Source organism: Chryseobacterium sp. VAUSW3, from assembly GCF_002205795.1.
Taxonomy (GTDB): domain Bacteria; phylum Bacteroidota; class Bacteroidia; order Flavobacteriales; family Weeksellaceae; genus Kaistella; species Kaistella yananensis.
This window is the reverse complement of record NZ_NIUY01000002.1, coordinates 73,465-85,746: the sequence shown is the minus strand read 5'-3', so window position 1 is coordinate 85,746 and position 12,282 is coordinate 73,465. Positions and strand designations below refer to the sequence as shown.

Here is a 12,282-nt window from a genome sequence, read left to right as displayed (position 1 = left end):
AAAAAAATTTAGGAAATATAAAAATCCGGAATTCTAACTGAAAAACCCAATGTTAATGTCGTGCAATAGAAATACAGGACTCGGTATATAACAAAAAAAATCTCCCAAATGATTGAGAGATTTTCGCGATCCGGACGGGACTCGAACCCGCGACCTCCGCCGTGACAGGGCGGCATTCTAACCAGCTGAACTACCGGATCAATTTTTTTTAAAAGTAATTGATAAACTTTTTGCGATCCGGACGGGACTCGAACCCGCGACCTCCGCCGTGACAGGGCGGCATTCTAACCAGCTGAACTACCGGATCATTGATAACTAAAGAACTTCTTTCGTTTTGGTGAGTGCAAAAATACAACTTTCTGGCTATCTACAAAATGTTTTCTCACAAAAAATGCTTTCTTTTTCAGAAAGCATTCATTTTCACGGGATTATTTTTTATAAATGCGCTGATAATTTTTCTGAAATTACCTCTTTTGATGCCACACCTACGATTTTATCAACCACCTGTCCGTTTTTGAAAATCAAAACTGTTGGGATATTTCGGATTCCGTAGTCTACAGAAACCTGCTGATTGTTGTCAACATCCACTTTTCCCACTACAGCTTTTCCTTCAAAATCTGTTGCAATTTCTTCTACAATTGGCCCCAGCATTCTGCATGGTCCGCACCAAACTGCCCAAAAATCAACTAAAACCGGTTTATCGGAATTTAAAACCATTTCCTGGAATGACTGATCTGTTATTTCTAATGCCATTTTTCTATATTTTTATAATTAAATTACTTTTTCGATACAAAATTACAACTTTTCAGCGACTTTGGCTAATCCTCTATCTATGTGAAACATTTGTATTTTCTATCTTAAATGATGCTGAATTTCCTTCAGGGCTGTGACCAAAGCATCAATTTCTTCTCTGGTCGTAAGATGACTGAAAGAAACTCTTAAAGGTGTGGAATCCTGCATTTCCTCCTCATCCAGAATCATCATCATCACCATCGAAGGTTTTGAAGCCCCTGATGAACATGCACTACCCTGCGAGATTGCGATTCCTTTCATGTCAAGTTTGAGGCCGATCATTGGATCTTTAAAGGGTAAAAGCACGCTTAAAACCGTATATAAGCTTTTGTCATCCTCGGCACTTCTTCCGTTGAATTTAACGCCTTCAATTTCAGCAGAAAGTCTTTCCACTGTATAATTTTTTATCCCTTTAATATGAGTGGCATATTCCGTCATATTTTTCAGAGAAAGCTCCAGTGCTTTACCAAGGCCTACGATTCCGCACACGTTTTCGGTGCCCGCACGTAAAGCCCGTTCCTGAGGTCCTCCTGTGATAATACCCTTTAATCCTGAAGATTTTCTTACAAAAGCAAATCCGCTTCCTTTTGGACCATGAAATTTATGGGCACTGCAAGATGCAAAATCCAGCGGAATCTCGGAAAAATCAAGTTCCATGTGTGCCATCGACTGTACGGTATCCGAATGGAACAACGCACCGTTTTCTTTACAAATCTTCGCTACTTTTTTAATATCCAGAAGATTTCCGATTTCATTATTGGCATGTATTAAACTTACCAGTGTTTTCTTTTCTGAAGCTTTAAGCAATTCCTCTACTTCATTGAGGTTGAAATCTCCTTTATGGTCGGGACGAAGATAAACCACTTCAACTCCCTTCCTTTTCTTCATATCCAAAACCGTTTCAGCAACGCATTTGTGCTCCATTGGTGAAGTAATGATGCGTTCTACACCCAAATGATTGATGCAGGATTTAATAATCATGTTGTTGGATTCGGTTCCGCAGGAGGTAAAAATAATTTCAGAAGGCGATACATGGAGATAGTCAGCCACTTCGCGCCTTACATTTTCGATGAGAATTTTCGCTTCCTGGCCGAGACTGTGGGTGGATGATGGGTTACCGTAATTTACTTTCATCACATTTACCATTGCATCGATTACTTCTTCGGCAAGTGGCGTGGTAGCCGCATTATCCAAATATATTTTATCCATTTTCTTAACTTTCTTTTTAGCGGTATAGCGGGTATAAAATTAGTGAAAAAATTCAAACTGGCTTTCATCTGCCCAAGACAACATTTCAGTATCGCCGGATGTGTCGCCAAAAGCTATGGTTTTATCGAATTTTCTGCCTTGCAATGCTTCATTAATCCTGTTCACTTTTTCCGGGCCGTTGCAGTTTTTTCCAATAAAATCCCCTGTAAAAATATCATTTTTAAACTCTGCCCGGGTTGACAATAGATTCATCCTGAGCTTCTCCGCGAATGGTTTCACCCACATGTCCAGGGAAGCGGTAACGATATAGCATTCAGTTTGGTTTCTGTCGATATTGGTAATGAATTCTAAAGCATTTTCACGAAAAATTTCGTGTTGGTATTTGTCAAAAAAAGCCTGCGATTTTTTTTCAATTTTCGTACGGCTTTGGCCTTTGAGGATTGAGGCAATAAAACTTTTTTTCACTTTCTCAGCATCCGCGAGCTTCAGTTTTAAAAGCAAAAAAAGCGGAATATGTTTCAGAAACTGTAAATAAAATTTCGACGGATTATAGAATTTAAGATACAGAAACATGGTGTCTTTGTAGGTTAAAGTACCATCAAAATCGAAGAGATACAGTTTTTTCATTTCCAGTTCATTAAAGTTTTAATTTTTTAAATATAAACTCCGGTATATTCTTAATAATCAACATAATAATTTCCCAAACCGGCAAAACATATGCTGTGTTTTTATTCTTTCTAAAAGCTTTATAAATTCCTTCTGCAGCCTGTTTTGGCGTTGCTGTAAGTGCAGGATTCAACGGTAAACCTTCTGTCATTTTGGTGTCCACAAAACCAGGTTTTATGGTAAGAACATGAACTTTTCTACTGAAGAGATAATTCCTTAAACCGCTTAAATACGCCGATAATCCTGCTTTTGCGCTGCCATAAATAAAGTTGCTCTGCCTCCCGCGGTCTCCTGCGACAGACGAAAGCACAATTAAGGTTCCGGAGCGCTGTCTTTCCATTTTACCGGCAAAAAAATTGAGAACAGGAATTAGTTTCGCGTAATTTATATCAATAATTATTTCAGTATTTTTATTGTTATACAGGCCTTCTTCCGTGTTTTCGCCCAAGTATCCTGTAGCGCAAAACAGTAATTCGGAATTGATCTCATCAAGCTGAGTATAGTCGATTTCCTTCATCAAATCAAGTTCGATGATTTCGGTACGCTGAAAAAATTTCACATCAAGATGGCGGGCAAACTTTTCTGCAGTTTCGTGATTTGATGTGAGAAGATAGATGACCGGATATTTTTCACCAGCTTCTAAAACCTTTTCTACAAAGGCCTGGGCGATTTCTGAATTGCTGCCGAGAACGATCATATTTTGTAGATTTAATTGCTGTTGCTGAGGATTCTCTTGTGTTGAACCGACACAAATTTAGGATTCTGAACGTTTCGAAGATAATTGGTAAGTGATGATTTGCTCATGCTGTCTTTGGTTAAATAAATCCTGCCGCCAAATTCTTCTACAATTTCATCTAAATCTGAAACCAATTTTGCAAGCTTTGGATTTACTTTAAAATCCAACGCCAAAGTATACCCTTCCAGAGGGAAAGAATTGTAAGCCGAAGGATTTTCTTTGCCGAAAAGTTTCAGGACAGCGAGGAAAGATCCGTTTCCGCTTTTGGCGATGGTTTCAAGTATTTTTTTCATGCCCGCTTTTCCTTTATCCTTCGGAATTACCATTTGGTACTGGATAAACCCTTTCTTTCCGTAGATTTTATTCCAGTCATTCACCACATCCAAAGGATAAAAAAAGGTTTCGTAATCCACAAAATTCTTCACCTCTTTTTTTTGTTGCTTACTGTAATACAGATAGTTGAATAACTTTACACTCCATTTATTAAGCATAAAATCAGGAAAATAGAAAGGCACTTTTGGAATGAATTTCTGTTTTAGCCTCAGTGGATTCTGGTGCAATTTCTTAGGAAGTTCATGTTTAAAAGCATGTTCGCCACGCATTATGATACTTCTGCCAATATTTTTTCCGGTTTGCAGGCAATCAATCCACGCAACATTATACGTCCAGGACTCGCTTTCATCAAAAAGTTTAAAAATTTCATCGAGATTTTCTGCCTTGATGGATTCCTGGCGGATATAGGCAGTCTCAATATTCTTTAATTTGAATTTTGCAGAGAGAATAATTCCTGTAAGTCCCATTCCGCCAATTGTTGCCCAGAATTTATCCTCATTTTGAGTTCTTGAACACGTAATTACTTCGCTGTTTTCATTGAGCAAAGAAAATTCCTCCACATATTCGGAAAAACAACCTTCGGCATGATGATTTTTGCCATGCACGTCCGAAGCTATAGCTCCACCGACGGATATAAATTTGGTTCCCGGAGTTACGTACAGGAAATACCCCTGCGGCACAATTACTTCTAAAATTTCAGAAAGTAAAACCCCTGACTCGCATTCAATGACACCGTTTAAACGGTCGAAACTGATGAATTTATTAAGCCGCTTGGTTGAAAATATATGTTCTGAAAGGGAAGCGTCGCCATAACATCTGCCGTTACCGCGGGCAATAACTTCATTATTGTTTCTAACGAAATCTTTTATTTTTTCAATAGAATCTTCTGACTTTATTTCCTTTTCCACCACAGGGAAATTCCCCCAATTTGTTACTTTCTGTATAAAATTCGGTTTCATTATTTGAAATAAATTTGAAGTAAAAATGCTGCGAGCCAAAGCACAAAAGTGACCTGAATATATCTGTCGCGGTATACTATTTTTGTTGGCGATTCGGTTTTATTATACACGAGCGTTTGCTGCAGATATCTTAAAAACGCAAATACAACAAAAATTACAGTATAAAAAACCCTGGAATGGAATTTCTGCTGAACTTCCGGTGAAAGCGTAAACATTAAATAACAAACGATTGCAAGGGTACAGCTTATTGAAAGCGCGATATCGGCAAACTGAACATTGTAACCATCGAGTGCCCGACGGGTTTTTCCGGAAATCTGCGCATTGATAAGTTCGCCTCTTCTTTTACCGATTGCCAAAACCAGCGCCAGAACGAATGTTAGCAGAATTGCCCACTGAGAAATATAAATACCTGTCGCATATCCGCCTGCCAAAACCCTAAGTACAAAACCGATGGCGATGATACAAACATCGATTATGGCTACATGTTTCAGTTTGAAAGTGTAGGCCACATTCATTAAAAAATAAAATACCACGATGGAGGCGAACTTCCAGAAATTATTCTGGAAATATGCTCCTCCGCAAAATATCAAAACTGAACAAAGGGCAATTAATCCTATAAAAATAAAAACCGCTGTAGGCTTTGAAATCGCTCCGCTTGCGAGTGGTCTTTTGCTTTTTTCCGGATGTTTTTTGTCGGATTCGATATCTGAATAATCATTTAAAATATAAACTGTACTGGCCGCAAGCGAAAATACTGCAAAAGCAAAGAAACTTTTGATCAGCAAATCGGGATTGGTAATATTTCCGGAAAAGAAAAGTGGCGCAAAAACGAAAAGGTTTTTCACCCATTGTTCAACGCGAAGCAGTTTTAAATATTTCGTCATTCGTATTACAGAGTATCACAAAATTAGTGATTTTAAAATAAATTTTCAGTAAAAATGAATCAAAGATAAAAAACTGGGAAAACGATGGAAGGAGATTATATTAAATATTTCATACCCAACCCTCTCTGATTGATTTTACCAATAATTCGTGCACATTGTTGCAACCCGATTTTTGAAGAATATTTTTGCGGTGATTGCGAACGGTGTGAATACTCCGTGCCAGCAGATCCGCTATTTCCTCACTTTTTTTACCCTGAATCATATGCTGTAAAATCTCCAATTCTTTTTTCGAGAAAAGCGAATCTATCATTCTAAAATCCTCTTCCAGATGCACGTTGTAATAAGAGGGCGCACCTTGCATCCCTATAAAAGACAGTTTTGGAATGCCATGGATATTAAAATGCGTTAGATCAGTAAAAATCCCTAAAGTTCTTACCCCACCTTCCGGAAAATAATAAATAGGTACAATTTGTTGCTGCACGCGTTTGTAACTTCCTTCTTTGGTTTTTAGACGGAAATCATAAGCAAATTTATAACTGAAAAATAGATCGGGAGCTAAGCCTGTGAAAAACCGCACTGCACTTTGCTCATAATGGTAATAATACGGCAGATCGTCTGCGTGTATACTATCCATAACAACTTGCAGGTGAAAATCTTCAGGTGCATAACCCAGTACTTTTTCCACATTTGGACTTACAAATTCCATTTCGGCAGTACGTGTATTGAAGATTACATAAAAATAATCGCCAAAATGAAACACATCCATATAACGGTTAATAAGTTCTTTCTGTGAAAGGTCTATTTGTTCAATTATTGATCTTGGAATGTTTTCCCAAATATTTCGCAGTTTCTCTATCTTATCCATTAAAAACAAATGATTTATAACTTATAAATAGCTAGATATAGCTATTTCTTTGTGAATATATTAAATTTATTTTTGCTAAAAACGTTAACATAAAAATATTTACTATGAAAACAATTACAAAATTAGGATTAGCTGTAACGCTACTATTCTTAGTGAGTTTTTTTACGCAGGCAAAGGCACAGTCTCACAATATAAAAGCAAGAAATTGCAAGTATTGGAAAGAGCCTCCGAGAATGGGAAGTGGTGCACAAGTTACAGATTTTAGTGTTTGCAAAGTATGTTCGGAGAAAAAAGACAAAGAAGAAGCTGCAAAACGAGCCGAAGACAAAAGACGCCACGAAGCCTTAGTGGCCAAAACCAAAGCCGAAAACGAACGCAAAGCTAAAGAAGATGCCGAAAAACAAAGATTGCAAAACGAAAAAAACAAACCAACAAATGCAACTATTGTAATGTCGCCGAATACGGGTAAAAGTACGCCAGCAAAAACAGAAGAAAAAAAAGACGTAAAAATGGAGAAAAATTATTTCTACGTTTCTCCTGAAACTGCCGGAATAACGCGCGAGAAACATTATTATGGGAGTTACGACTTTAGTCACGGTGATGATGGTTGGCATAATTTAATTGATTCTAACATCCCATACCCCGTAGAACGATTGTCGGAAGGGTTCATTATCAATAATCAAAAGGTTTTTGCACAGAAATACATTTTATGCAAAGGCATTGCAAATGATACAGACAATCAGTTCAATTTCCCTCCTAATATAGGCATTGTACAATTAAATGAATTCCCATTTAGTTTTAATGGTAAACACTATCCTATTTATAAGAAGTTGTATGACTTGATTGATATAAAAGGAAATCGGATTTTGAACGATAATACAATTATATTTATCGACCATATTATAGATGACTGGTTTATTATAGAACGTGATCCTAACCGCGTGAGTGAAAAAGGTAGGTCGCTCTACAACTACAAAACGAAACAAAATTTGATTTTTGATTATCCAGACCTTTATGAGGTTCTTCATAGAAGCTATACCAAAGAATCAATTAAAGATGATAAGTTGATAAATGAGGATTATCGGGCAAAGTTAGGAGGTAGATATAGTAAGCTTTATATACTTATTAAAGCAGATGGCACAGTAAAAACAATTAAAAAATAAAATCATGAAAACAACATTATTTACATTAGTATTACTTGTTTTTGCGGGGATGGTTTGGGGGCAGGAATTTTTCAAACCAAAAAAAGAAAATTTGAAGATTTTTTGACTGCATTTAGGATTTAGTAGAACCACTTCACTTTAAATAATTAAAAATTATGAAAACAAAAATACTTACTTTATTATTTCTGTCAATAGCACAATGTGTATTCGCGCAGGAAGAACCCGTATCGTATGAATGGCTGGAAAAGCAATCCAAAATCATTTCGGATTTGCAATACAAAGCCAACGGACAGGAAATAGATTTTGGCGACAACAAAGTGGTAACTGCCAATTATATTAAAGACAATTTTAGTGTTAGTTTCAGCGATAAGCTCGCCTCTGTTTCAGTTAATTTTAGTGCAAATGGCAATGAAGGGCTTATCGTTGTAGAAAATATCGATCTTACAAGGGTTCAATATCTGGCTGACGACAACGACGGAGTATTACTTTGGTTTCCAGATACTGAGCTGGAATGGCAACTTTATTTGGGTGGAGAACCAAATGTGCAAAAAGATAAGTTCTTTTATTTCAAAGCAGCTAATGAAGCTGATAGTAAAATGATGTTTACAACTTTTTGGCAAATCATAAACCGTTTGAAAATTGATAAAGAGTTAATTACTAAAAACGAAGCCGAAAAACAATGGAAAGACTGGGAAAGCCTTGCTATTGAAGATTTTTACATTAAATACCCTAAATCTATTTTAGCACACGAATTTAATGATGAAGCTTTGGAAAAAGTAGGATCTAAATATTACTTTGAGAAAAAATATTCGGAAGCGCTGCCTTGGTTACAGCGAGCTGCAAATCTTAAGAATGGATATGCAAACTATCTATTAGGCTATATGCACAATAAAGGACAAGGAGTTGATAAGGATGAAAAGAGAGCTTTTGATTATTACTTGAAAGGAGCAGAACAAGGTAATATCAATTCTTTAATAGAAGTAGGAAACGCATATGACTTCAGATCTAATATCGTAACAACCAATGATGATAAAGCAAGAGAATATTACCAAAAAGCAATTGATTTAGGCAGTATAGAAGCAATGAGATACATGGCAAATTCGTATGATGATAGCTCAAGAGAAGCGTACTATTGGTTTGATAAATTTCTAAAAAGCGGCGGAGTTATTACAAGTGGGTATTATAAAAAACAAATAGGTAAGGTTTTATATCTCAATCAGCGATACGATGAAGCAAAAAAATATCTAACAGAAGGATGTAAAGAAGACGGATGTGATAGCAGTTCTGTTGCTGGCTATATTGAAGAAATATATAAAAAAGGACTGGGCAGTACAGCCAAGGACAGAAGTACAGGACGATATTGGTGGAAAGAGTGCTTTTGTTGGAAATATAAATAAAAAAGATAAAGATAATTATGAAAGTAAAAATAATCATTACAGCAATTATATTGCTGTTTAGCCTTACAAGCTTTGCGCAAACCAAAGACGAAACCATAAGCTGGCTAAAAGAGAACCTACAAGCCAATATTTCGCCAGGTGGCAGTTCTTTTAAAGAAATTACAATACAATCTGTAAATGAATGCGAAATAGTAATCATGCATAAATTAGGTGAAGCAAATTGGAAATATACGCTTCCCACTAAAATCAAAAATATTATTCAACCCGGATTTCAGTATGAGGATGAAGTCGTTTTATTGGAAATAGATGATAAAGCTCCGATTAAGTCAAAATTTTGCTTTCTTCAACTAAAAGATAATGAAGAAAACCTTCGCGCAGAGGTAGTAAAAGCGATGAACCATTTATCCACATTTTGCAAGGAAAAGATATTTTAACCAACGGTTTAAACCGTGGACAAAAACTATGGGTGGCTAAAAAAACAAAAAAACATGAGTCTATTCAATCTATTCAACAAACCTGAAAAAACAACGCAAACTCCAACTTATAAAGTTGGACAAGAATGGCATTACCATACGTGCCCCGGCGAGGAAGAATCTACGGTAAAAATCACCAAAATAGAATATTATACCGCGGTGGGCTGCATTATTCATATTGCGATACTTAATGTTAATATTCAAAATCCTCAGCATCCTAATGGATTAAAAGAAATATTGCACATTCCCATTGCCGAAGCCGCTTTGCGCAAAAGTACCACACAGCTCAAAGATGATCGTTGCGAATTACCCGATTACGAATTTGGGTTTGTGCATTGGAAAAACCTATACGACGAAGAAAAAGCCGGCTATTTTGATACATCTGTGGACGAAATTGTCAATTATTTAGAATCGGGATCTTTTGAAAAAAAATAAATGAAATGAAAAAACTGTTTTTAATTCTTTTGTTAGGAGTAAGTCAATTATCGTTGGCTCAAAACCATAAAATTGTAACACTGCTCAACAAGCAACTACAAAAGGAAATGACTCATTTTTATGACGATGAAGAAAGAAAAAACTTTATCGTTACAGAAGCTTTTCGTATTGATGAAAACAACATCTTGCATTTTGGTTATACAATAAAGAGTTACGATGGAGGAAAAATAAACGTCTACAGTAAAATTCCATTAAACAAAATAATCAATATTGGAAGGGATCACAACATTTATTTTGAAACGTTAGACAACGACGTTACCGAAACCCAAACCCACTACGAAAAAAACGGCAATATCCTGAAAAAAAAGTCAGAACAAACTCATTTGTTTTCCACCGAAATCAATAAAGAAAGCTATCCCCACCGATTTATGAAACAAATGGATAAAGCATTAAAAAAAGCAGGTTACGACATCGAATGCAGTTATTGAATTGGCTGTAGAAATCAAGAAAAAAATATTTTATGAAAACAATCTTATTCTTGATGCTGATAATTAATATTCAGCTCATTGCGCAAACCAACAACAACAATAATTTCGACATTACAAAAACATATTTGTCCCAAATACAAGAAGCAGTAGATTACGCGCCTAATGCGATGAATCAGAAAATAAACAAACTTAAGCATGTTATTGAGCAAGGAAAACATCAAAGGAATATCTTAGAAAAGCAACTCCAAAAAACAAAAAGTGAAAAAGAACAACGGGAAATTATCCGTGATTTTAATTTTATTTTACAATCTGTTATTATGCTTAAAACAGATATTCAAAAAAACTTTCCCGTTTCTTCTGAAATAAATTACCTTAACCGTAATATTCCTCTTTTACTAAAGAAGTTGTAAAAATAATTTAGGCTTTATTTTTGAAGAAATCCTCACATTATAAAATCCAAGCCTAAACTTTTTAACTTACACACTTTACGATATAGTGTCCTAAATCGTTAACTACTTTTTTGATAATCTTTATAAAAACGTAGTACTCAACCGATACAGCTTTTTCCTGAAAACTTTAAAATAAAAAAATCCGCCGAAGCGGATTTAAAAATATAATGATTGTGATTTGGTCTTATTTACTGACCGGTTTGTGCATCGTTGATCATTTCTTCATTTGCGGTAATCGCAAATTCAACACGTCGGTTTTCTGCTCTGCCTGCATCTGTATCATTAGAAGCGACAGGTTCTTTTTCACCAACCCCCATTGTAAACATTCTGCTTGCTGAAACACCCTGAGAAACCAAATAGTTTTTCACTGCTGCGGCTCTTCTTTCAGACAAAGAAAGGTTATAAGCATCTGTCCCTTTACTGTCGGTATGTCCATAGATATTAATGTTAGTATCCATGTTATTTTTAAGAACCTGAGCCAGCTTGTCTAAGTTTGCTTTAGCTGCTGATGTTAAATCTGATGAATCGAAACCAAAGTTTACCATATTTTCTTTCATGGTCACTTTAATACCTTCTCCTACTCTTTCAACTTCTGCACCCGGCAAAGTTTCTTTAATCTCTTTGGCTTGTTTATCCATATTTCTACCGATAACATTACCTGCAACACCACCTACGATTCCGCCAAGAACTGCTCCGGCTGGTGCATTTTTGCCTTTTCCTAAGTTGTTTCCAAGAACTCCGCCAATTACAGCTCCTGCTGCAGTACCGATTACAGTACCTTTCTGTTGGTTATTGGCATTTTTTACTGATTCGCAACTTGTTAACATCATTGTAGATGTAATGAAGAAAGCTGCTATGTTTGTTGTATTAAATATTTTCATTTTTATAATTTTAGATTATTTCATTCCTGTTCTTGCAAAGTTATATACAATTCTTACGTTTTGACCACCTGAAGGGACGTTTTGTTCCAAACTGAAAGAATCTGTTGTTTGGCTGATTAAGTTTAAAGAGTAGCCTTGGGTTACAGCTTTTGCTTTGGTATCTTCCAGTAATTTTTTGAATTTAAATTCGTTACCGTTTACCACTTCAAATTTAATTGGCTGAATAACACTCGGGCAGGCACCACCTCCGTTAAGGGTATAAGATCCGCTCCAGTTATTAGGAATTAATCTCCAGTGGCTGCCTACGAAACATTTTGCATCTGCACCTTCATCAAAAGGCTTTACACTGTAATTTTTGTCGTAGTCGACACTTGTGATTTCCCAATCTCCTTTTAGCTGTAGAAATTCTGCTCTATTTGCCTGAGCGGTTTTTGCTGTGGAACAGGAAATGCTGATTGCAGCACCTAAAATTCCTGTAAGTAGTATATTTTTCATAGTAGTAAAATTATAACTACTAGTTACAAAAAACCGTGCCAAGTTTAATTTACAGAT

Annotated in this window: 15 protein-coding genes and 2 tRNA genes; 6 read left to right on the top strand and 11 right to left on the bottom strand. The window is 36.0% G+C overall.

The genetic code is table 11. The features are described from left to right. Positions 1 to 126: 126 nt before the first annotated feature. The 9 genes from CDW55_RS05610 to CDW55_RS05570 form a co-directional block, all read right to left on the bottom strand. Positions 127 to 200 (bottom strand) — tRNA-Asp (locus CDW55_RS05610). A gap of 33 nt (positions 201 to 233) precedes the next feature. Then, a tRNA-Asp gene (locus tag CDW55_RS05605) sits at positions 234 to 307 on the bottom strand. A 128-nt stretch (positions 308 to 435) separates the two neighbouring features. Beyond that, positions 436 to 753, bottom strand: a complete 318-nt coding sequence (gene trxA / locus CDW55_RS05600) for a thioredoxin (protein ID WP_088468792.1) — start codon at positions 751 to 753, stop codon at positions 436 to 438. Positions 754 to 852: 99 nt separating this feature from the next. Next, positions 853 to 2,001: a cysteine desulfurase family protein gene (locus tag CDW55_RS05595; RefSeq protein ID WP_088468791.1), complete on the bottom strand. Its 1,149-nt coding sequence runs from the start codon at positions 1,999 to 2,001 to the stop codon at positions 853 to 855. A 39-nt stretch (positions 2,002 to 2,040) separates the two neighbouring features. Then, the gene (locus CDW55_RS05590) at positions 2,041 to 2,628 is read right to left on the bottom strand and encodes an HAD family hydrolase (RefSeq protein ID WP_088468790.1); all 588 of its coding nucleotides are present in this window, start codon (positions 2,626 to 2,628) and stop codon (positions 2,041 to 2,043) included. 10 nt (positions 2,629 to 2,638) lie between these two features. Continuing rightward, positions 2,639 to 3,364 (bottom strand): SDR family NAD(P)-dependent oxidoreductase, encoded by a 726-nt coding sequence (locus CDW55_RS05585; RefSeq protein ID WP_088468789.1) that lies wholly within the window; start codon positions 3,362 to 3,364, stop codon positions 2,639 to 2,641. An 11-nt stretch (positions 3,365 to 3,375) separates the two neighbouring features. Continuing rightward, positions 3,376 to 4,695 (bottom strand): FAD-dependent oxidoreductase, encoded by a 1,320-nt coding sequence (locus tag CDW55_RS05580; protein ID WP_088468788.1) that lies wholly within the window; start codon positions 4,693 to 4,695, stop codon positions 3,376 to 3,378. After that, positions 4,695 to 5,579, bottom strand: a complete 885-nt coding sequence (locus CDW55_RS05575; protein WP_088468787.1) for a decaprenyl-phosphate phosphoribosyltransferase — start codon at positions 5,577 to 5,579, stop codon at positions 4,695 to 4,697. Before CDW55_RS05575 ends, CDW55_RS05580 begins: the two co-directional genes overlap by 1 nt. A gap of 109 nt (positions 5,580 to 5,688) precedes the next feature. Further along, positions 5,689 to 6,444 (bottom strand): LuxR C-terminal-related transcriptional regulator, encoded by a 756-nt coding sequence (locus CDW55_RS05570; RefSeq protein ID WP_088468786.1) that lies wholly within the window; start codon positions 6,442 to 6,444, stop codon positions 5,689 to 5,691. Between the two features lie 104 nt (positions 6,445 to 6,548). Between CDW55_RS05570 and CDW55_RS05565 the strand changes: the two genes are divergently transcribed. From CDW55_RS05565 to CDW55_RS05540, 6 genes are all read left to right on the top strand, one after another. Further along, the gene (locus tag CDW55_RS05565) at positions 6,549 to 7,607 is read left to right on the top strand and encodes a cell envelope integrity protein TolA (RefSeq protein WP_088468785.1); all 1,059 of its coding nucleotides are present in this window, start codon (positions 6,549 to 6,551) and stop codon (positions 7,605 to 7,607) included. 155 nt (positions 7,608 to 7,762) lie between these two features. Next, complete coding sequence (locus tag CDW55_RS05560; protein ID WP_088468784.1) at positions 7,763 to 9,004, top strand: tetratricopeptide repeat protein; 1,242 nt, start codon at positions 7,763 to 7,765, stop codon at positions 9,002 to 9,004. A gap of 17 nt (positions 9,005 to 9,021) precedes the next feature. Next, complete coding sequence (locus CDW55_RS05555; RefSeq protein ID WP_088468783.1) at positions 9,022 to 9,438, top strand: hypothetical protein; 417 nt, start codon at positions 9,022 to 9,024, stop codon at positions 9,436 to 9,438. Positions 9,439 to 9,492: 54 nt separating this feature from the next. Further along, the gene (locus CDW55_RS05550) at positions 9,493 to 9,912 is read left to right on the top strand and encodes a hypothetical protein (protein WP_143332926.1); all 420 of its coding nucleotides are present in this window, start codon (positions 9,493 to 9,495) and stop codon (positions 9,910 to 9,912) included. Between the two features lie 5 nt (positions 9,913 to 9,917). Further along, on the top strand, positions 9,918 to 10,400 hold the full coding sequence (locus CDW55_RS05545) for a hypothetical protein (protein WP_088468781.1): 483 nt from the start codon (positions 9,918 to 9,920) through the stop codon (positions 10,398 to 10,400). Between the two features lie 32 nt (positions 10,401 to 10,432). Next, positions 10,433 to 10,810 carry a hypothetical protein gene (locus tag CDW55_RS05540; RefSeq protein ID WP_143332925.1) on the top strand — a complete coding sequence of 126 codons (378 nt, stop codon included), beginning with the start codon at positions 10,433 to 10,435 and terminating at the stop codon, positions 10,808 to 10,810. Positions 10,811 to 11,037: 227 nt separating this feature from the next. On the opposite strand, the gene CDW55_RS05535 is transcribed toward CDW55_RS05540, so the two are convergent. Together CDW55_RS05535 and CDW55_RS05530 are read right to left on the bottom strand one after the other, a co-directional pair. Beyond that, positions 11,038 to 11,730 carry an OmpA family protein gene (locus CDW55_RS05535; protein WP_088468779.1) on the bottom strand — a complete coding sequence of 231 codons (693 nt, stop codon included), beginning with the start codon at positions 11,728 to 11,730 and terminating at the stop codon, positions 11,038 to 11,040. Between the two features lie 15 nt (positions 11,731 to 11,745). Beyond that, positions 11,746 to 12,225 carry a lipocalin family protein gene (locus tag CDW55_RS05530; protein WP_088468778.1) on the bottom strand — a complete coding sequence of 160 codons (480 nt, stop codon included), beginning with the start codon at positions 12,223 to 12,225 and terminating at the stop codon, positions 11,746 to 11,748. Between the last annotated feature and the right edge of the window lie 57 nt (positions 12,226 to 12,282).